This window comes from Actinomycetota bacterium (assembly GCA_019347575.1).
Taxonomy (GTDB): domain Bacteria; phylum Actinomycetota; class Nitriliruptoria; order Nitriliruptorales; family Nitriliruptoraceae; genus JAHWKY01.
In genome coordinates this window covers 99892-121051 of record JAHWKY010000008.1, presented here as the reverse complement: position 1 = coordinate 121051, position 21160 = coordinate 99892, and the positions used below count along the sequence as shown (strand labels likewise).

The window sequence follows — 21160 nt, the reverse complement described above, 5'->3', positions numbered from 1 at the left end:
GAGGGGGAGAAGCAGGTTGGGCCTGTGGACGGGCAGGAGGCCAGCGCCCCGACGTCGAAGCCAACCGTGACACCGCCGTCAGCTCTTTCCTTGGGGATCCCTCCGATGCTGCGCGCCCGTTCGCTCCTCGTGCTCACCGCGGCCACCGCGCTCGCGGTCGCCGCCGAGGCGACCTGCCCCGACGTCAGCGGACCCGTACTCGTGACGGGGCGTGACCGCTGGGGCAACACCACGACACGGAGGCCTGAGCCGTGCGACGCCCGTTGACCCTGCTGACCGTCCTCGCGCTCGGGGCGGCGTCGCTCGGCGCGACGCTCCCCGGTACCACCCGCAGCGAACTCGCCGTGCCGGGCACATCCGCCCGACCGTTCGGGCCCGCTGCTCCCGCCCCGCCCGCCGACCCAGCGGACGGCGAGTGGATCGCGGGGGACCTGCACGTCCACACCCACCACAGCCACGACGTGTGGTCCGGTCCGGACGACGACAACACCGGGACGGACGAGTTCTACACCTACGGTTGGTCGGTCGAGGAGCAGTTCCGGATCGCCTCGACGCGCGGCCTGGACTACCTCGCCATCACCGACCACAACGACGTGCGCAGCCACACCTCGCCGGGCTTCGGGGCGTACGGGGTCACCCCGGTGCGCTCGTACGAGAAGTCGCTGTCCGGCCACGCCCAGATGCACGGCGCCACGGAGGTGTACGACAAGGACCGTGACGGTGACGGCGACACCGATGCGGACGACGTGAACGCCATCGCCGACGCGCTGCGTGAGGCGGACGGGGTGTTCCAGATCAACCATCCGGTGGACTCGGCCACCCACGACCTCGCCGATTTCGACTGGGGCTACGGCCACGACGTCGTGCCCGACACCATCGAGGTGTGGAACATCCCCTGGCCCTACCAGCCGCCGCTGCCGTCGGGCTCCAACAACGACACCGCGCTGAGGTTCTACAACGACTTCCTCGACGCGGGTCACCACGTCGGGGCGACCGGAGGCAGCGACAACCACTGGAAGGCGACCACGCCGGGCAACGGCGTCGGCCAGCCGACCACCTGGGTGTACGTGACCGACCGGTCCGAGCGGGGCGTCCTCGAGGCGCTGGCCGCGGGCCGAACGACGATCAGTCACCAGCCTCCCGTGTCGAAGGGACCACGGGTCTTCATCGACGCGGATACCGACGGCGACGGCGTCTGGGATGCCATGATCGGCGACACCCTCCCGGCGTCCTCGACCATCCGGATCCGCGCGGAGCACGCCGCCGGGACGCTGCTGCGGGTCGTGACCGACGAGGGGGCGGCCCCGTTCGGCGACGTGCAGGTCGACAGCGACGACTTCGAGCAGGTCCTGACCGCCCCCGAGGGCACGACCTGGCTCCGGGTAGAGGTGTTCGGTGAGGACGCGCCCGACGAGCGCGCGACGGCGTGCGACGACGCCCTCGGCGGCGACACGACCTACTGCCGCAACCGCCTGCTGATGGCCGCGCTGTCCTCTCCGATCTACCTCAGCGGCGACGCCCCGAGCCGCGACTCGCCGGTGCGGCTCGTGGTCGACGGGGACGAGGTCACGCTGACCAACGACGTCGTGTCGCGGACGTGGGCGGGCGACGGCTTCCGCACCACCGCGATGACCGATCTGCGCACCGACCTCACCGTCAGCAACAGCCACGAGTTCCACCTCGACGTGGCAGGCCGGCGCGAGGCGCTGAACCTCGCGCTCGACGTCACCGACGTCCGCTCGACGCAGGTGGCGGGCGGTGGTCTGGCGGTCACGTTCGACCTCGCGCTGTCGGGCGTACCTGCGGCCCAGCGGACGTACACGCTCTACCCCGGCATCGCCGGCTACCAGATCGACACCACTGTCCTGCTGCCGGGCCGGTACACCGGGTACACGCTAGAGGTCGCCGACGGGCTGGAGGGTGCCGCGGTCGCGGCGCACCACTTCAACGCGGGCTACGACTGGCGCGGCTCCGACGACGTGTTCGAGTGGGCGCCCGCGGTCGAGCCGTTCGGTGGATCGCACGCCGGCCAGGACCACCGCCACACCACGACCGGCGAGACGCTCGACGTCACGGCCCAGTGGCTGAGCATCGACAGCGACGGCGACCTCGCGACCGGCGACGATCCGCGCTGGTTCGCGGTGCTCCAGCGGGTCAACTACGACTCGTCGCGAGCGGCGTTCGACGGCGCGCAGGCACGTGTCCACGTCGACCTCGGCGACGACCTCGCCTACCTCGGTCCGTTCGAGAGCGACGTTCACGTCGACAACCCCACGCCGGCCGAGATGCGCACCCGGGTCGTGCGCCCCGGCGCCCCGCTCGAGCTGGAGCGGGTGTTCTCCGGGTTCGGGGCGGACGCCGACGACGAGCCCTGGCAGCACCACCGCTACCTCACCGAGCACGCCTGGTCGGGCTGGAAGGTCGGCGACGTGGTGTTCAACTCCAACGGCGTCGACTCCAACCGCATCTCCACGGGCGCCAAGGACGACATGGACCTCGACGAGACCGTGCGTCAGGCGCAGCTCGCGGGACGCATCGGGATCGAGACGTTCGTGCTCGACGACGGCTGGCAGGCAGCCTCCGGTGACTGGTGTCCCGACTCGCCCGACTGCCCCGAGCCGCGCGCCGACACCACCGGGTGGCCGCCGCGGTTCCCCGACAGCGAGTTCACCGCGGTCCGGGACGTGCTCGCCGACAACGGCGGGATGCGGCTGGGCCTGTGGTTCACGCCGATGCAGTTCAACCCCGCGGCGCAGGCGTACCGCGACAACCCGACCTGGGCGTGCACCCCGGTCGGCGACGGGCTCGCGGTCTACAACACGGTCGAGCCGGACTCGTCGTCGAACGAGGCCGGTCTCGGGACCTGGAACCCGCGGGGCCTGGGCCCCGACGGCGTCCTCATCGATCACATCGAGTCGCGCATCCGCCGCGCCATCGACCTCTACGGGGCGCGCTACTTCAAGTTCGACTTCCTCGCGTGGGTCGACTGCCTCGGCGCCGATGGGGTCGACGCGTACGAGTACCGCGAGGAGTTCGTGGCGATGGTGGACCGGCTCATCGTCAGCTACCCGGACGTGACCTTCCAGATCGACGAGACCAACGACTACCGGCTGTTCCCGTTCGAGTCGGCCGCGCGCGGGCCGTCGTGGTACGCCAACGGCGGGCCCCGCCCCAACGAGGCGCTGCACAACCTCTGGGTGCTCGCCCCGTACGTCCCCGGCTCCACCATCGGCCAGGGCGCGATGTCGCGCACCGGGCAGGGCTGGTCGGCCGACTACCTCGCGGCGACGATGCTGGGCAGCCACGTCACGTTCTTCCGCGACCTCACCCGCTTCACCGAGGACGAGCTCGACGTCGCTGCGGCGTGGGTCGAGCGGTACAAGACGCACCGCGACCGGTTCACCTCGCTGACCTACCCGCTGCTGGACGATCCGCTGCCGGGCGACACCTGGACGGGCCTGCAGTTCTGGGACGCGGCATCGCAGCGCGGGGCGGTCGCCGTCTACCGCCAGGACGCCGAGGGCGCCACGAGGTCGGTGGCGCTGCGGGGCGTGCGGGGCGACGGCGCGTTCACGCTCACCGACCTGGTGACCGGCGAGGTGCTGGGCACGTTCGGGACGGAGCAGCTGCGGGGCGGCATCGACGTGACCCTGCCCGAGCGAAACTCCGCTGCCGTCTACCTCATCGACCCCGCGTGAGACCAGCGCCCGTCTAGCACATCGATGTTGCTACATCGCATCCTCCACGGTTGCGATGTACCAGCGCGGATGCGGAGGGGACACGGCCGCCGAGACCCCGCGGGTGGTGGATGGGGCAGACTGCGGCCCCGCCGACCTCGGAGCCGTGCACGTGACCGACCTGCCCGACGAGACCGTCGTCCCGGTGGGCCTCGAGGACGTGGCCGAGGAGGTCGCCCGGAGGTTCGACCACACCGTCAACCGGCTCCGTGACCTCGTCGAGATCCCCTCGATCAGCTTCGCGGGACACGACCACGAACCGGTACGCCGCTCGGCGGAGCTCACCGCGCGCCACCTGGAGGCCGCCGGGCTGAACGAGGTGCGCCGGCTGGAGCTCGAGGACACCCACCCGTACGTGTACGGCGAGTGGCTCGAGGCCGGTGACGGCGCCCCGACCGTCCTGCTGTACGCGCACCACGATGTCCAACCGGTCGGCACACCCCAGAACTGGACCTCGCCGCCGTTCGAGCCAACGGAACGCGACCGCCGGCTGTACGGGCGCGGCGCTGCGGACGACAAGGCCGGGATCATGGTCCACGTCGCGGCCGTCGAGGCGTGGCTGCGCACGCGCGAGGCGCTGCCGGTCAACGTGAAGGTCATCATCGAGGGGGAGGAGGAGATCGGCTCGCCCCACCTCGCGGAGTTCCTGAAGGCCTACCGTGACGTGCTCGTCGCTGACGTGATCGTCCTGACCGACCTGACCAACTGGAAGGTCGGCTGGCCCGGGCTCACCTACAGCCTGCGCGGCATGGGGGAGCTGTACGTCACGCTGCGGGCGCTCGAGCAGCCGGTGCACAGCGGCATGTGGGGCGGCCCCATCCCCGACGCGCTGACCGGGCTGACCCGCCTCCTCGCGTGCCTGCACGACGACCAGGGGCGCCCCGCCGTCCCCGGCTTCCACGACGACGTCCGCGCGCCGAGCCAGCGCGAACGCGAGCTCATCGGGGCGCTCGGCGACGACGCCGACGCCATCCGCGAGGAAGCCGGTGTGCTCGAGGGCGTCGCGTGGACCGGCGACCCCGACCTCGGACTGTGGGAGCGGATCTGGCTCCAGCCCACCATCACCGTCATCGGTGTCGACGCCCCATCCGTGCGGGACGCCTCCAACCAGCTCGTCGCCGAGGCGCGCGCCAAGCTCTCCCTCCGTTTCGCGCCGGGTCAGGATCCCGAACGCGGCCTCCATCTCGTCGAGGAGCACCTCCGCGCCCACGTGCCGTGGGGCCTGCAGCTCCACACCGAGGTCGGGGCGCACAACCCCGCCTGGGTGACCGACCCGGAGGGACCGGCGTTCGACGCCGCGACCGCTTCGATGACCGCGGCCTTCGGCCGCGCCCCGGCGCTCATCGGGTGCGGCGGTTCCATCCCGTTCGTGCAGCCGTTCAGTGACGCGTTCGGTGGTGCGCCGTGCCTGCTCACCGGGCTCGAGGACCCGCGCACCAACGCCCACGGCGAGGACGAGTCGCTCCACCTGGGGGACTTCCTCAAGGCCTGCCTCAGCGAGGCGTTGCTGTTCCAGGAGCTGGCGGGGCGCGCCGATCTGCTGCGCCGCTGAACCGTGCTCATCCGTCTGCGCGCCATCGCCGAGCGGGTCCGCGGCAGCCTGTTCTACATCCCCGCCCTGTTCGTGGTCGCGGCAGCGCTCGCGACCTGGCTCGTCACCACCGCTGACGAGCGCTACGGACCCCAGCTCGGGGATGTGCCGATACTGCTGAGCGCCAGCGTGGACAGCGCACGCTCGGTCCTGTCCACGATCGCCGGGGCGACGATTACGGTCGCCGGTATCGTCTTCTCGGTCACGGTCGTCTCGGTCCAGCTCGCCTCCAGCCAGTTCTCGCCCCGCGTGCTACGAGGCTTCCTCCGTGACCGCTTCAGCCAGGTGGTCATCGGCGTGGTCGTGGGAACGTTCACGTACGCGCTGCTGCTGCTGACCCAGACCCGAGCGTCGGGGATCGCGGACGGCGAGCCGGCGGTCACGCGGAACCTGGGGCTCACGGTCGCCGTCGTGCTGGCCGCCACCGCGATCCTCGCCATCGTCGCCTTCATCGATCACAGCGCCCGGTCGATGCAGGTGGGTGAGATCATCGCGCGCGTGACGCAGGAGACGCGGGACCGCATCGCATCGCTCTTCCCCCCGCCGGGCGAGCGCGAGGACATCGTGGTCACCGACATCGCCCGTCCTCATGGCGACGCCCACGTCGTGCCGGCTCCGCGGGACGGGTGGGTCCAGCAGCTCGACAGCGAGGGCGTCCTGCGCGCCCTGCCACCGGGCGCATCCGCGAGTCTGGACGTCCGGATCGGCACCTTCGTCACGGAGGGCGCTCCGCTGGTCACGGTGTGGCCGCCGCCGGACGACCCGGACGCGCTGAACGACCGCCTCACCGGAGCGTTCGGGTTCGGTCGGGGGCGGACGATGCAGCAGGACGTGCTGTTCGGCATCCGCCAACTCGTCGACATCGCCCTGAGGGCGCTGTCGCCGGGGATCAACGACCCGACCACCGCCCACGACGTCCTCGTCAGCCTCGGCGCGGTCGTCGGTGACCTCCTCACCCGCGACCTGCCGCCACGGGTCCAGCGGGGACCTGACGATCGTGTCCTGTACCGACCGCACGACCCGACGCACGCCGACTTCGTCCACCGCGCGTTCGACCAGATCCGGATCGCTGCCGCGCCGCAGCCCGGCGTCGTCGTCGCGCTGCTGCACACGCTCGAGCGGCTGAACGGCGTCGTGGAGCGGGCAGATCTGAGCGGCCGAGCGGAGCCGCTTCGGCGCCAAGCCGAGCTGATCGTCGCCACGTTCGAGTCGGTGGGCCACCTCGACCACGACGTGCAGCGGATCCGACGCTCCGCCACGGCTGCGGGACTCCTGGAAGAGATCTGAGGATCAGGCAGGAACTCGACCTTCGGAGCGCGAAGTCTCACCGGGAGAGAGGCTCGTGGGAGAGACCTGGAGGGAACCCATGCTCCGTCACGCAACCTTCATCGCCGTCGTCGTCGCGCTCGTCGTCGGCTTCACGGCTCCATCCACCGACGTGTCGGTCGACGAACTCGGCTGGTCGGTGCCCGGCCATGCGCAGGAGACCGACCCGGTCGGCAGCCTCAACTGGTTGCCACCGAACGCGAACGAAGAGGTGCCAGCGTTCGACGAGCACCGGCTGATCGTCACCTACGACGAATCCTTGGGGCTCGACGGCGAACTCCTAGCGAAGGGGGCGTTCGGACTCAAGTTCAGCACGACGGCTCTCATGGATGTCGGTACCGGGGACCCGTTCCCTCTGACGATGCTGCGCCACTCACCGCACGTCTCGTCGCTGGAGAGCGGTCAGGGCGCACCCGATGGTGCGGACGACTACTTCATGGGGGTCTCGGGTGACGTGCGCGACGGCGACTGCGCCAACCTCGCGGAGGGCCCCGATGCCCTGAGCTACGCGTACTCGACGACCTTCACGGTCTCTGGTGACGTCGCCGCCGAGGACTGCCAGGTGATCGAAGACCAGGCGACCGACGTGGACGGCAACATCGTGAGCACCACCATCACCGAGTACGTCCCTGGGTTCTGGATCGACGTGCGGTGGGGCACCGAGATCAACCCGCTCGGCGAGAGCGGCCACCACCTCGCGGAGGTGTGGTACAGCGCGATGTTCGACACCGACGGCGAGGACGGTGAGTTCTACGCGACCTCCGACGACACCGGGAGTTCCCGGAGCGTCGGTGGACCCCTGCACTTCGACCTGAGCTTCACCATGAGCGCCACACCCGGCGGCATGTCCGGTCCCGAGTGTTACGACTGGATCCCTGAGAACGCGCCGGGGAGTGTCACCGAGCAGACCGTCGACCTGTCCGGGTACTCCGGGAAGACCATCACGATCAAGCTGTGGAACAAGCTCGACTGGGACCTGTTCGTCGACGACGCGGCCGCGAGCGGCGGCGGCGGCGCCATCGCGGAGGAGACCCACTTCGCCGCCTTCGAGCCCCGCGAGTGGGATCTCCGGGGCTGCAACTTCGCGGGTGAGCACGAGGTCCTGGTGACGATCACGATCGACTGATTGGCACCGATCCGCGCGGTCCGCAGGAGCTGGGGCTCGGGTGGCCAACGGACCTGCGCGAGAGGATCGGCCCGTTCGGGCCGGGGCGGGTGGCGCCCCGGCCCGAGCTGTTCCACGGGTAGGAGAAGGGACGCGGAGCGGCGAAGTAGGACCCGTCCGCCCCGAGGACACCGGTCACGTCCACATGATCACTCTCCACGGAGCACGACCCATGGACCTCTCGAGACGCGACTTCCTCAAGGGCAGTAGCAGCGCGGGGGCGTTGCTTCTGATGCCGCCCCTGCTGCGCAACCGCGGGTTGTTCGCTCCGCTCGGCCCCACGCTCGGGGCGCAGGACAACTACGGCACCGCTCGTGAGTCCCGGCTGTTCCCCGGGACGCGCGTGGTCCACGCCGACCTGCACAACCACACGCTGCTGTCCGACGGCGCCGGCGAGGCCAGCGCGGCGTACCTGTCGATGCGGTCGGCCGGCCTCGACATCGCGGCGCTCACCGACCACACCACGGTGAGCTGGGGGCTCCCCGGAGGCTTCCCCTGCGACGTGTTCGGACCCGAGCGAACGACGTGCGGCGGCTTCTTCGGCCTCAACGACGCGAGCTGGGAGCAGACACGTGCCTACGCCGAGGCCGCGACCTCCGAGGAGTTCCTCGCGCTCCGCGGCTTCGAGTGGTCGAGCCCGTCGCTGGGCCACATGAACGTGTGGTTCAGCGAGAACTACACCGATCCGCTGCACACGGGAGGCGCGGGGCGCGGCAACAACGCCGGCGACTTCCTCCACGACGAGAGCGACGGCGACTTCCCGCAGGAACTCGCCGAACAGATCGACGCCCTCATCGCCACCGGCAACGTCGGCGAGGGCATGCGTCTGTTCTACGAGTGGCTCAAGCTCGAGCCCTCCAACGGCGTCGGCGGCCTCGACGGGATCGCCGGGTTCAACCATCCCGGACGCGAGGTCGGCCGCTTCCAGGACTTCTGGTACGACGCCGCGCTGCAGGAGCGGCTCGTCAGCCTCGAGGTGTTCAACCGCCGCGAGGACTACCTGTTCAGGGCGGTCGACCGTGGACGCCCCTCGCCCATCAACCAGTGCCTCAACGCGGGCTGGCGCCCGGGCCTGCTCGGCGTAACCGACGAGCATGGAACGGAGTGGGGGTTCGAGGAGGGTAAGGGCCGAGGAGGGCTGTGGGTCGACGACCTCGGACCCGACGGCGTCAAGCAGGCGATGCTCCAGCGGCGCTTCTTCGCGACCAACGTCCTGGGTCTGCGGTTGGACGCGCGTGCCACCTCGCTCTCCAGTGGGGAGGACGCGCGGATGGGATCCGCGCTGGCACACGACGGCGGCACGGTGCGCATCGAGCTCGATCTCGCGCGGGGCGTGGTCACGCCACCGTCGGGTTTCAGCGACCCCGGCGACGACTGGACCGGACGCACCATCGGCGTGCAGGTCTGCCGTCCCGGTGACCAGCTCCCGAGCATCGCATCAGCGGCGACCGCGGTCGTCCCGGGCGAGGAGGGTGAGCTGATCACGGTGGAGCTCGAGGTCGATCGCGCCGACGGCGACTGGCTCTTCGTGCGCCTGACCGACCCCGACCAGGGCGCCGACGGTCGCGCAGCGAGCACCGACTACGCCGGGCTCGGCAAGGCCATCGCCTACACGTCCCCGTTCTACCTCGACGTCGCGGGCTGACCCGATGCCCATCCTGCGACTCCTCCTCGTCGCGGCCATCGCGGCCGCAGCACTACCGGCGTTCACGACCGCCGCCTCTCACAACCCGTGGCTCGAGCGCCGGGTGCTGAACCAGGCCCACCGCGGCGGGGCGTTCGAGTGGCCCGAGAACACGCTCTACGCCTACCGCGAGGGGCTGCTGCGGGGCGTCGACGTGCTCGAGACCGACGTCGCCATCACCTCCGACGGTCACGTCGTCGTCATCCACGACTCCACCGTCGACCGGACCACGAACGGTTCGGGGCGGGTGGCCGAGTTGACCCTGGCCGAGGTGCAAGCGCTCGACGCCGCGTACTGGGCCGTGAAGGGCGGCTACCCGGCCACCGGCCGCCCCGAGGCGGACTACCTGTGGCGCGGGATGGCGACCCGCGACCGCGATCCGGTGCCGGGCTACGTGCCGGAGTGGTTCCGCATCCCGACGCTGCGTGAGGTGCTCGAGACCTTCCCAGGCGTGCCGCTCAATATCGAGATCAAACCCGAGGCTCCCCAGACCATGTCGGCGAACGCCCAGGCGATCGCGGACCTGCTCGCCGAGTTCGAGCGCACCGACGACGTGATCGTCGTGTCGTTCGAGGACCAGGCGGTGCTGGAGTTCAAGACCCACGCCCCCGACGTGCACACCGCCCCGGGCCTCGTGGGGGCCGGGGCGTTCGTCGCCTCCACTCAGGCCGCCGCACCCGGCGTCCCGCTGGTGATCCACCACGCGTTGCAGGTCCCGCCCAGCTACAGCGGCATCGAGGTCGTCACCGCCGACTTCGTCGCCGACGCGCACGCCAACGACCTCGCCGTTCACGCGTGGACCATCGACTCCCGAGCCGAGATGGAGCGCCTCATCGACCTCGGGGTGGATGGGATCATGACCAACCGTCCCAGCCTGCTCGAGCAGGTCCTCGCCGAGAGGCACATCGGGTGGGACGCCGCGATCCCCGTCCCTCCGTGTCCCGCCCCGATCGACGGCGAGTGCCCCCAGGACCCCTGATCGCTGTTCCGGGATGTCGGCAGGAACCGGGAGGGTGCGTGTCGAAGGTCCACAAGCGAGAAGGCCACCGGCTGGAGAGATAACGATGCAGATCCGACCCGCGCTACCGCTCGTCGCACTCGGGGTACTGGCGGTGAGCTCGATCGCCATGCACGATCCCGAGCTCGCACCACCGACGGAACCGTGCGCCGCGGTGGAAGGCGCCGAGGCGATCGGGGTGCACGGCACTTTGGAGTCCTTCCGTGGGGGCACGCCCGATCCGACCAGCCTCATCGACCAGGGCATCGGCGACCAGACCGGCCTGGCCGGCGTGTCGGTCACGGCGTTCCACTACCTCGTCGACATCGCGCCGGCCGACACGGCGACCGTGACCATCACGCTCGACTGGGATGAACCCACCCAGCCGGACCTGCGCGGGGACTACGACCTGCACGTGTTCGACGCCGAGGGCAACGAGATCGCCGCCTCCACCGGCGACAACCTCCTGGGCGGTGCCCAGGCCGAGACGGTCTTCCTCTCCGGTGTCGAGCAGTGCACCCAGGTCATCGTCCACGCCAAGAACTGGCTGGGCACGCCCGGTGCGGAGGCGACGCTGGACGTGGGGATCAGCAACCTCCAGGGCGACCACGTCGACACCCCGTGCGAACTCCCCGAAGGAGCGAGCGCGCTGTTGGCCGCCGGGACCGGCGAGTCCTTCCGCGGGGGCACCCCGGATCCCACCAGCGTCGTCGACCAGGGGATCGGCGATCAGACCGGACTCGCGGCGGCGTCGGTGAACGCGTTCGCGTACGTGCTCGACGTGCCGTCGCAGTACGCGGGGGCGCAGTCGCTGAGCATCACCCTCGACTGGGATGAGCCGACCCAGCCGGACCTGCGCGGGGACTACGACCTGCACGTGTTCGACGCGGACGGCAACGAGATCGCCGCCTCCACCGGCAACAACCTCACCGGCGGCGTTCAGGCCGAGACGGTCTCGCTGTCTGGCGTGTCCGACTGCACGTTCTTCGAGGTGCACGCCAAGAACTGGCTGGGCACGCCCGGCGCCGCGGCCACCCTGGACGTCTCGCCCGGGACCCTGACCCCCGCCAGCTGACCGGACGCGTTAGACGGGGAGGCCGTTGCCGACGGTCGCGGTCCCGATCTTGCTGACCGGGGTCCCGGCGATGTACTGCGCGTTGTGCCCGACGACGACGAGGTGGGTCAGGATCGCCAGCGCCTCACCGAGCGGGCACTCCGGCGTGGCGGCGGTCATCACGGGCGATCCGGAGTCTCCCGGCGTCGCGGCGCCGAACCAATACACCGCGCGGTCGCTGAAGCCGCCCTCGATGAACGGGTCGCGGTTGTTCGCGTGGGTGCTCACCCCTGCACGGGGGGTTCCGCCGGTCCCGATCGCCACACCGTGACCGAAGTGCTTGACGGGGACGGGGTTAGTGATGGTGGCGACGACGCTGGAGCTGCCGCAGCTCGCGGCGGGGCCAGGGCCGCCGACGACGGCGGTGTCGGCATCGACGTACGTCTGGAACTCGGGATAGATCTTGACGCTGCCGTGGTCGTTGCCGACCGGTCCGGCGTGCCCGTTGCCGGTGCCGATCGCGAAGATGAGCGACGGCGCGGTCAGCACGATCACCTCGGAGCGGCCGTCGAAGCAGTGCCCGGCGGTGGTGATGGAGTACGAACCGGGGCTGCCGGTCACGAACGCCATCGTGCACCACGCCGGGGCGATCATCCACGTCCCGGGGCGGATGAACAGGAACTGGCTGGCCGCGCTCGCCGAGACCAGCTCACCGGTCTCGATGTCGACGCCCATGCCGCGTCCGGCCGCCTCCGATGCCTTCTGGCGCAGCTCCGGGGTCAGCCAGTCGGGTGACGGAGCTCTCATCGGTACCGCCACCGCCCCGCCCTCGAGCAGTTGGCTGCCCTCGGGGTAGCCGGCCAGCGGATCCGCCTCGACGTCCGCCGGCGCCGCCGCCGTCAGCAGCAAGGCACCGAGCCCAACGACGAGCGCCAGCAGCGTGGTCCATCGCATGCGTGCCCTCACGTTCACCCTCCGTTGTCTCTCCGACGTTCCCCTGGACGGTAGAGGTGGGCCGGACGGGGCGACTTGCGTCGCCCCTGCCCCAGCGGCCTGGGGCGTCGGGCCACCACCATCGGACACTACCCTGGCCGGGCGTGCTCCGACGCTGGAGCACGGGGAGGCGTCTGGGTTCCTGGTGGGCCCCGCGGTCTTCAAAACCGTTGAGGGCGTCTTGGACGCCCTGGCGGGTTCGATTCCCGTCCGCCTCCGCTGAGTGCAGCCCCCCTCGTGTCCGAGCCGGCGGGTCCCCGGCGGTCACCTCACCTCCGTCTCCACCTCTCCGTGCGACCGCGCCGACGGGTCCGGCGGGTTGATGTACGCACTTCGGTGCCAGATGGCACCGCAACGCGTACATCGACGGGGCGCCCACACCGGTGGCACGGGGGTTGAGCCCGCGGTCATTCCGTGGTGACGGCTTCGAGCACGTCCAGTCGGGCTGCGCGCCGGGCGGGGAACACGGCCGCCAGGACGCCGGCCAGGGCAGCGACGATGACGTAGACGAGCAGCCGGCCGACGGGGAACTCGAGCACGGGCAGCCCCTCGTCAGCGAGCGAGGTGACGACCGCCCAGCCGAAGAAGGCGCCGACCGTCACCCCGAGCACCGCCCCGAACACCGCGACGATCACGGCCTCCCACCGCACCATCCGGCGCACCTGGCGCCGCTCCATGCCGACCGCGCGCAGCAGGCCGATCTCGCGGGTCCGCTCGAACACCGACAACGCGAGCGTGTTCACGATGCCGATCAGGGCGATGATCAAAGCCAGCATCAGCAGCCCGATCATGATGTTGAGCAGCTGATCGACCTGCTCCTGCGACTGCTCACGCAGCTGCGCCTGGTCACGCACAACGACACCCGGGAAGTCGTTGGCCACCGCCCCGATCGCGACCCGTGCGTCCTCGACCTCGACGCCCTCCGCAGCGTCAGCGACCACGATCAGGTCGAAGGCTCCTTCGACGTGGCGCTCGAGCGTCTCGAGCGAGACCAGCAGGGGCCCGGCAGCGAGCTCCTCGTTGGCGTAGATCCCCACGACCTCGACCGTCGTCGTCGCCCCGGTCGTGAACGCGACGTCGAGGTCATCACCGACGACGAGGTCCTCGGCGGCCGCGAAGTCCTCGTGCAGCAGCACCGTGTCGGGCGTCGTGAGGTCCGCGAGCTCACCCTCGACGACCCCGATCTCGATGAGGCTGGGCATCGCCACGGGGTCGGCGGCGCCGATGTTGGAGCGGCCCTCGACGCCGTCGATGCGGATGGTCGCCGATCGCACCGGGGTCACCGCCCCGACCGCGTCGAGCTCGCGGAGCGCTGCGGCGAACCCAGGCGGGATCGGCGTGAACCCCGACGCCGACTGGACGGTGAGATCCGCCCCGAGCTGTTCGTTGAACAGCCGGCTGACCGACGCCGTCGCCGAGGCGGCGAAGATGGACACGAACGTCACCAGCGCCACACCGATCATCAGCGCCGAGGCTGTCGAGGCGGTGCGACGCGGGTTCCGCGCCGCGTTCCCGCGACCGAGACGCCCCGAGACCGTCCGTCCGGCGAGCGCGCCGATGACCGCGGCGGCGGGACCGGCGACGTAGGGGGCCAGCAACGAGACGCCGACGAACATGGCGGCGGCCCCGGCGCCCACGAAGGCGATGGCGTTCCCGGGGCCCAGGACGAGTCCGACGGCCACGAGGATCCCGCCTGCGACGCCGAGCGCGGTACCGGCGAGCGTCCTGCCTCGACCGATGCGCTCCCGCTCGTCGCCCGCACTCTCGCGCATCGCCTCCACCGGCGTGATGCGGCTCGCGCGCTGCGCCGGCACCACCGCCGCGACCGCGGTGATGAGGACCGCGATCACGAACGACACGATCACCGTTCGTGGTAGCAGGACGAGACCGCCGTCCGGGAAGTCGATCCCGATCGCGCCGAAGATCGCCCGCAGCGCCTGCGCGAGCCCGATGCCGGCCAGGACGCCGACCACACCGGCGAGCACGCCGATGGCCACCGCCTCGAGGATGACCGCTGTACGCACCTGTGAGGCCGACGCGCCCACCGCACGAAGCAGGGCGAACTCCCGCGTGCGCTGCGCGACGATGATCGAGAACGTGTTGACGATCAGGAACGCGCCCACGAACAGCGCGATGCCGGCGAAGGCGAGCAAGGCGACGTTGATGAACGACAGGCCCTCGGTTATCTGCTGCCGATCCTCGGCGACCTGAGCATCCGCCGTGACGACCTCGACCGACGGACCGGCCACCGCATCCCCGATGCGCGCTGCCAACGTCTCGGCGTCGACCCCCTCCTCGGCCCGGACCGCGATCTGGTCGAAGCGCCCCTCCTTGCCCAGGAGCGTCTGTGCGGTCTGCATCTCGAACGTCGCGATGGTCGCACCGAGGAGGTTGTCGGCATCTCCGAAACCGGTGATAGCGACCAGCTCGAACTCCTCGACACCACCTGCCAGGAGGACGGGCACGGTGTCACCGACCTCGTAGTCCGTCAGCTCCGCGGTCGCCGCGTCGATCGTCACCTCGCCCGGCGCGGTCGGGGGGCGGCCCTCACGGATCGTGATGGTCCGGTCCGACTCGACGAACGACATGCCGAACGTAGGCGGGCCCATGCCGCCGACGGGCTCACCCTCCTGATCGATGATCTGGGCGAAACCCTGGACGAAACCGGCCGCGCCAGCCACCCCGTCGACCTCGAGCACGTCCTGGAGCAGCGCCTCGTCGAGGGTGGGCCCCGCCTCCCCGACCGCGGGCTGGGTGACGTCGCGCTCGATCGTGGATGCGGGGTTGACGTAGACGTCCACCTCCTCGTTCACCTCATCGAGGAGGTTGCCGAACGCACGGTCGATCGAGTCGGTGAGGACGAAGGTGCCCGCGACGAACGCGACCCCCAGCACGACCGCGAGCGCGGTCAGCGCGAGCCGGAGCTTGTTGCCGAGCACGGACTTGAGGGCTACGCGGAGCATCGGTCGACCTCCTCTCGCGACGCGGTGATCAGGCGGCGGTGTCGAACCGCTTCATGCGGTCGAGCACCGCCTCGGCGTCGGGAGCAGCCATCTCGTCGACGATGCGGCCATCGTTGAGGAAGAGGAGGCGCTCGGCGTAGACCGCAGCGTGGGGCTCGTGCGTCACCATCACGACCGTCTGGCCGAACTCCGTCGAGGCCTGCTGCAGGAACCCCAGCAGTTCGGCAGAGGAGTTGGAATCGAGCGCGCCGGTGGGCTCGTCGGCGAACACGACCGCCGGACGGGAGATCAACGCTCGAGCCGCAGCCACCCGCTGCTGCTCACCGCCCGATAGCTGGGATGGGCGGTGCCCGAGGCGGTCACCGAGTCCCAGGGTCACCACGATCTGGTCGAACCAGCCACGGTCGACGTCCCCCCCACCGAGATCGATCGGCAGGGTGATGTTCTCCTCGGCGGAGAGCGTGGGTACGAGGTTGTACGCCTGGAAGACGAAGCCAACCTCCTCCCGGCGAAGTCGCGTCAGACGCTTGTCGCTCAGCCCGCCCAGCGACGTACTGCCGATGACCACCTCGCCGGAGGTCAGCCGGTCGAGTCCCGCGGTGCAGTGCAGCAGCGTCGACTTGCCGGATCCAGACGGCCCCATGATGGCGGCGAACTCGCCTGCGGGGATGGTGAGGTCGACGCCGTCGAGCGCGCGCACGGCGGTGGGACCCGCCCCGAACACCTTGACAGCGCCGCGTACCTCGACGGCGTTGAGAGCAGCTTCCACGATGCGGTTCCTGGGAGGGGGGCAGAGGAGCGGGCCGAAGCTACCGCGTGTCGACGCGCCGCCCCCCACGGCACGTGCGAGGAGGACACGAGGACCCCGGCTCTTGCGGCCGACGCCGATTGGTGCGACCAGGGCACGTCAGCCCGACAGGAACACGCGTCCACGCGCGTTTCCGTCATCGCCATCACGACCAGGGCACGTCAGCCCGACGGGAACACGCCTCCACGCGCGTTTCCGTCATCGCCAGCCTCTGCGCTAGCGCGGCGTCGTCCCACGCCGACGCAGGGAACAGCTGCGTCGGCGTGGAAGTCACCCTTGACCGCGGATCCCATCCCCCGAGGTGCTGCCGTGTCCAGGTTCGATCGTCGCAGGTTCCTGCAGGGTGCCGCCACGTCCGTGGGGGGCGCCGCGGTAGCAGCGTCACTGCCGGGCGTGACCGGCGCCGCTCGGGCGTTCGGCCAGGAGGAACCCGACCCGTGCCTGCCTCCGGGTCTGGACCTGACCATCCCACCGTCGACGCTGCCGCCAGATCCGGCCGACAACCCCATCGAGCACATCGGCGTGCTGATGATGGAGAACCGCAGCTACGACACCTACTTCGGCTGGTACGACAAGGGACGGGGGTTCCTCAACCTCGGGCTCGACCTGACCTACACCGACCCGGACACCGGGTCGACCGCCTCGCCGATGCACCGGGCGCCGGAGTACCGCCGCCGCCCCGAGCACCCCGATCCCGACCACGGGTGGGGCGCGGGGCGGGACCAGCTCGCCAACGGCTTCCTCGACGGACGCAACGACGAGTACGCGCTCAGTTACTACCTCCCCGAGGACATCCCCTACTACGCCCGGCTCGCCCGCCAGTTCACGCTGTTCGACGACTACTACTGCGCCGTCCTCGGCCCGACCTACCCCAACCGCGAGTACATGCACTCGGCGCAGTCGGGCGGCCTGAAGTCCAACGCGCTGCCGCCGCAGGTGCCAGGCCACGAGACCGGCTTCACGTGGCCCACCATCTGGGACCGGCTGGAGGCCGCGGGCATCAGCTGGGGCTACTACTACGTCGACCTTCCCGCGATCGGGCTGTTCGGGCTGCGGCACATGCACAAGGCCTTCCACGTCGAGCGCTTCTTCCTCGACGCCGCGACTGGCAACCTCCCCCAGGTGTACTTCGTGGATCCCGGCTTCCTCGGCAGCCTCCGCACCGACGACCACCCCAGCGGCGCCGACATGCGCGCGAGCCAGGCTTGGGTCAACAACCTCATCCACGCCGTCGTCACCGGGCCGCAGTGGGACCGTCACGCGTTCTTCGTCAACTACGACGAGTGGGGCGGCTTCTTCGACCACGTCCGGCCCCCACGGGTACCCGACGACCGCGCCAACGCCGACGACATCGACGAGGATTTCGGCCAGCTCGGCTTCCGCGTCCCGTGCCTGGCGATCTCGCCCTACTCGCGCAAGGGCTACGTGCACCACGATGGCCCGTTCGAGCACACATCGATACTGCGCTTCATCGAGTACCGCTACGACCTCGAACCGCTCACCTTGCGCGACGCCCGCGCCAACAACATCGGCGAGGCGTTCGACTACGAGCAGGCCCCGCGGCTCGAGATCGGCATCGACCAGGTCGAGACCCCCACCCTGTTCTTCTCCAGTGGCGAGGAGCACGAGGTCCCCGGCCCCACCGACGACTTCCAGCGCCTCGCCGCCTGGGTGACGAGCCAGGGGTGGCACGTCCCGGCGTCGGAGCGCCGGGCAGCGCTTCTCTAACTTCCACCGTATACCGGTGGTTTCGGTCTGAAACCACCGGATACGGTGGAAGTTGGTCAAGCGGCTCGCTCGTCGCAACGCCGGCACGGGCACTTCAGACTGAAACCACCGGATACGGTGGAAGTTGGGAAGACCTTGCGGATCCTCTCGCTCGCCTGGAACGCGGCCACGGATGCGGCCGGGACCATCGACGCCGACGCGCTCGACCTGGCGCAGACGCTGGCGCGCCGCGGCAACGACGTCCACCTGCTCGCCGCCGGGGGCGACGCCCCGACGCACTCCGAAGACGTGGGTGGTATCGACGTCCACTGGGTCGGCGAGGCGCCCCCCGTCATCGCCGATGGTGACGACGCGCTCGTACCGCGCGTGCTCGCGCTGAACACCCGCGCCTTCGCGGCGGCGGCGACGCTGCTGCGCGACGTGCAGGTCGACGTCCTGCTCGCGCAGGGGTGGCAGACGACGTACGCGGCGATCCACCTGCGTCAGAGCTACGAACTTGCACTGCTGGCCGTCCTCGACGGCACCACTCACGGCTGCGCGGGCGGTGACTTGAGCGGCGATGCGCTGCTGGTCCACCAGATCGAGTGGTGGCTGACCTACGAGGCGCGACGCGTCGTGGCGGCTTCGCGTCAGGGCGCCGAGGAACTGCGGGGCGCGTTCCAGCTCCCGCCCGGCAAGGTCGAGGTGATCGCTCCTCCGCCCCGGGCCCCCGACCGCACCCTCATGGCGGCCGCTCGGCGGCTGTGGCGCCGGCGCGTCTGGGCCGACGTCGCCGACGCCTACGCGGGGGCGCTCGCGCAGGCCATCGCCGACGAGCGCGAGCTGCGGGGGGTGAGCGCGGACGGACCTCCGCTGCGTCAGGTCCTGCTCCGCGCCCTCGACCTCGAGCCTGCGGACTGAGCCGGTGATCGACTCGGTCCCCGGGTCGCGATGCACACGCTCCTGCAGCGACCTGACCGAACGGCGCCTGCCGAGGCCGCAGAGGGCCGTTAACGTGCCCGTATCCGCTGGCGGGAGGTAACAACGGTGCAGGACGCGCGGAGCCGGGTCGTCATCAACGCCGTCTCACCCGAGATCGAGTGCGCACGTTTCCGTGCGAAGCGGACCGTCGGTGAGCAGCTGACGGTCACGGCCGATGTGTTCACCGATGGCCACGACCACGTCGCGGCGGTCGTGCGCTACCGGCCCGCCGGCACGGAGACTTGGCACGAGACGACGATGGTGGCGGTGCCCAACGTCCCCGACCGTTTCGCCGGATCGTTCGAGGTCGACCGGGTCGGACGCTACGAGTACACGCTGCGCGCGTGGGTCGACCGCTTCGGGACGTGGCACTCGGACCTGGCGAAGAAGGTCGCCGCCGACGTCGACGTGACCGTAGACCTGCTCGCGGGTGCGGAACTGGTCGAGGCCGCGGTCAAGAACGCGACCGGCGACAGCGCCGAGGAGCTCGATCGCATCGCGACGACGCTGCGCGACGAGAGCGCCCCGCTCGACCGCCGCATCGACGTCGCGCTCGCCGACGACACGGCCGAGCTGGTCGCCGCCAACGACGAGCGGCGTTTCGCGACAGACTACGGACGCGTGCTCGAGCTCCACGTCGACCGCGAACGCGCGCGCTACTCCACCTGGTACGAGCTGTTCCCTCGGTCCGCCTCTCCCGATCCCGACCGTCCCGGCACCCTCCGGGACGTCATCGATCGCCTGCCGTACGTGGCCGGTCTGGGCTTCGACGTGCTCTACCTGCCGCCCATCCACCCGATCGGCGAGGTCAACCGCAAGGGCCCCAACAACGCCGTGACCGCCGAGCCCGGCGACGTCGGCAGCCCGTGGGCCATCGGGTCCGAGGACGGCGGGCACAAGTCGGTCCACCCCGACCTCGGCACGATCGAGGACCTCGAGGCACTGGTGGCCGAGGCGGCCGACCACGGCATCGAGATCGCCCTCGACATCGCCCTGCAGTGCGCCCCCGACCACCCCTACGTGCGCGAGCACCCCGAGTGGTTCAAGAAGCGCCCCGACGGGACCATCCAGTACGCCGAGAACCCGCCCAAGAAGTACCAGGACATCTACCCCTTCGACTTCGAGTGCGACGCGTGGGAATCGCTGTGGGCCGAGCTCAAGTCGATCTTCGACTTCTGGATCGGTCACGGGATCCGCATCTTCCGCGTCGACAACCCCCACACGAAGTCGCTGCCGTTCTGGGAGTGGTGCATCGAGCAGATCACCGCCGAGCACCCCGACATCATCTTCCTCTCCGAGGCGTTCACGCGCCGATCGCTGATGTACGGCCTGGCGAAGCGGGGCTTCACGCAGTCCTACACCTACTTCGCGTGGCGCACCCGCAAGTGGGAGCTCGAGGAGTACTTCACCGAGCTCACCGGCACCGAGGTGGCCGACTACTTCCGGCCCAGCGCCTGGCCCAACACGCCCGACATCCTCACCGAGTTCCTGCAGTACGGCGGACGCCCCGCGTACGTGCAGCGACTGGTCCTCGCGGCGACGCTCTCGGCCAACTACGGCATCTACGGACCGGCGTTCGAGCTCATGCAGTCGGAGGCGAGGGAGCCCGGCAGCGAGGAGTACCTCGACTCGGAGAAGTACGAGGTCCGGCACTGGGACCTCGACCGCGAGGACTCGCTGGCGCCCCTCATCGCGCGTCTCAACCGCATCCGGCGCGACAACCCGGCGCTACACAGTGACCGGTCGCTGCTGTTCCACCGCGTCGACAACGACGAGCTGCTGTGCTACTCGAAGGTGAGCGACAACGGGTCCAACGTGATCCTGGTGGTGGTCAACGTCGACCCGCACTGGAAGCAGGCGGGCTGGCTCCACCTCGACCTCGCCGCGCTCGGGCTCCGGACCGACCAGGGCTACCAGGTCCACGACCTGCTCGGCGGCGCCCGGTACCTGTGGCACGGCCCGGACAACTACGTCGAGCTCGACCCCAACGTGCTCCCGGCCCACGTGTTCACGCTGCGGCGACACGAGCGAACCGAGCGCGACTTCGCGTACTTCCTGTGACACGTTCTGGGCTCACCCCCCAGGCCGGCAACGCCGGCCCCTCCCCCCTGAGGGGGGAGGCATGGACGCTGTCTGGGCTCACCCCCCAGGCCG

14 protein-coding genes and 1 tRNA gene are annotated in these 21160 nt (G+C 70.4%); 12 read left to right on the top strand and 3 right to left on the bottom strand.

Translation table 11 applies throughout. The features are described 5' to 3' along the window. Positions 1-105: 105 nt before the first annotated feature. From KY469_07285 to KY469_07250, 8 genes are all read left to right on the top strand, one after another. Complete coding sequence (locus KY469_07285; GenBank protein ID MBW3662887.1) at positions 106-267, top strand: hypothetical protein; 162 nt, start codon at positions 106-108, stop codon at positions 265-267. Continuing rightward, entirely contained in the window at positions 252-3698 is a 3447-nt protein-coding gene (locus KY469_07280) for a CehA/McbA family metallohydrolase (GenBank protein MBW3662886.1), read from the top strand. The genes KY469_07285 and KY469_07280 overlap by 16 nt, the downstream gene beginning before the upstream one ends. A 55-nt stretch (positions 3699-3753) precedes the next feature. Further along, on the top strand, positions 3754-5289 hold the full coding sequence (locus KY469_07275) for a M20/M25/M40 family metallo-hydrolase (GenBank protein MBW3662885.1): 1536 nt from the start codon (positions 3754-3756) through the stop codon (positions 5287-5289). Between the two features lie 3 nt (positions 5290-5292). Continuing rightward, complete coding sequence (locus KY469_07270; protein ID MBW3662884.1) at positions 5293-6615, top strand: DUF2254 domain-containing protein; 1323 nt, start codon at positions 5293-5295, stop codon at positions 6613-6615. Positions 6616-6694: 79 nt separating this feature from the next. Beyond that, complete coding sequence (locus tag KY469_07265) at positions 6695-7780, top strand: hypothetical protein (GenBank protein ID MBW3662883.1); 1086 nt, start codon at positions 6695-6697, stop codon at positions 7778-7780. Between the two features lie 211 nt (positions 7781-7991). Continuing rightward, positions 7992-9464 (top strand): twin-arginine translocation signal domain-containing protein, encoded by a 1473-nt coding sequence (locus KY469_07260; GenBank protein ID MBW3662882.1) that lies wholly within the window; start codon positions 7992-7994, stop codon positions 9462-9464. 4 nt (positions 9465-9468) lie between these two features. Next, complete coding sequence (locus KY469_07255; protein ID MBW3662881.1) at positions 9469-10482, top strand: glycerophosphodiester phosphodiesterase; 1014 nt, start codon at positions 9469-9471, stop codon at positions 10480-10482. Positions 10483-10567: 85 nt separating this feature from the next. Beyond that, positions 10568-11575 carry a hypothetical protein gene (locus tag KY469_07250; GenBank protein MBW3662880.1) on the top strand — a complete coding sequence of 336 codons (1008 nt, stop codon included), beginning with the start codon at positions 10568-10570 and terminating at the stop codon, positions 11573-11575. A gap of 9 nt (positions 11576-11584) precedes the next feature. On the opposite strand, the gene KY469_07245 is transcribed toward KY469_07250, so the two are convergent. Continuing rightward, entirely contained in the window at positions 11585-12520 is a 936-nt protein-coding gene (locus KY469_07245; GenBank protein MBW3662879.1) for a hypothetical protein, read from the bottom strand. Between the two features lie 153 nt (positions 12521-12673). Between KY469_07245 and KY469_07240 the strand changes: the two genes are divergently transcribed. Next, a tRNA-Sec gene (locus tag KY469_07240) sits at positions 12674-12767 on the top strand. Positions 12768-12954: 187 nt separating this feature from the next. Here KY469_07240 and KY469_07235 read toward each other — a convergent pair. Continuing rightward, positions 12955-15510 (bottom strand): ABC transporter permease, encoded by a 2556-nt coding sequence (locus tag KY469_07235; GenBank protein ID MBW3662878.1) that lies wholly within the window; start codon positions 15508-15510, stop codon positions 12955-12957. Between the two features lie 28 nt (positions 15511-15538). After that, on the bottom strand, positions 15539-16282 hold the full coding sequence (locus tag KY469_07230) for an ABC transporter ATP-binding protein (GenBank protein MBW3662877.1): 744 nt from the start codon (positions 16280-16282) through the stop codon (positions 15539-15541). Between the two features lie 345 nt (positions 16283-16627). On the opposite strand from KY469_07230, the gene KY469_07225 reads away from it, so the two are divergent. The 3 genes from KY469_07225 (at position 16628) to KY469_07215 (ending at position 21067) form a co-directional block, all read left to right on the top strand. Continuing rightward, positions 16628-18046, top strand: a complete 1419-nt coding sequence (locus KY469_07225; protein MBW3662876.1) for an alkaline phosphatase family protein — start codon at positions 16628-16630, stop codon at positions 18044-18046. Between the two features lie 135 nt (positions 18047-18181). Beyond that, positions 18182-18946, top strand: a complete 765-nt coding sequence (locus KY469_07220) for a glycosyltransferase (GenBank protein ID MBW3662875.1) — start codon at positions 18182-18184, stop codon at positions 18944-18946. A 102-nt stretch (positions 18947-19048) separates the two neighbouring features. Further along, entirely contained in the window at positions 19049-21067 is a 2019-nt protein-coding gene (locus tag KY469_07215; GenBank protein ID MBW3662874.1) for an alpha-1,4-glucan--maltose-1-phosphate maltosyltransferase, read from the top strand. The last annotated feature ends 93 nt before the right edge of the window (positions 21068-21160 follow it).

Coding starts and splice junctions, on each gene's coding strand:
- KY469_07285 (MBW3662887.1), top strand. CDS start 106: ATGCTGCGCGCCCGTTCGCTCCTCGTGCTCACCGCGGCCACCGCGCTC.
- KY469_07275 (MBW3662885.1), top strand. CDS start 3,754: ATGTACCAGCGCGGATGCGGAGGGGACACGGCCGCCGAGACCCCGCGG.
- KY469_07265 (MBW3662883.1), top strand. CDS start 6,695: ATGCTCCGTCACGCAACCTTCATCGCCGTCGTCGTCGCGCTCGTCGTC.
- KY469_07260 (MBW3662882.1), top strand. CDS start 7,992: ATGGACCTCTCGAGACGCGACTTCCTCAAGGGCAGTAGCAGCGCGGGG.
- KY469_07255 (MBW3662881.1), top strand. CDS start 9,469: ATGCCCATCCTGCGACTCCTCCTCGTCGCGGCCATCGCGGCCGCAGCA.
- KY469_07250 (MBW3662880.1), top strand. CDS start 10,568: ATGCAGATCCGACCCGCGCTACCGCTCGTCGCACTCGGGGTACTGGCG.
- KY469_07235 (MBW3662878.1), bottom strand. CDS start 15,510: ATGCTCCGCGTAGCCCTCAAGTCCGTGCTCGGCAACAAGCTCCGGCTC.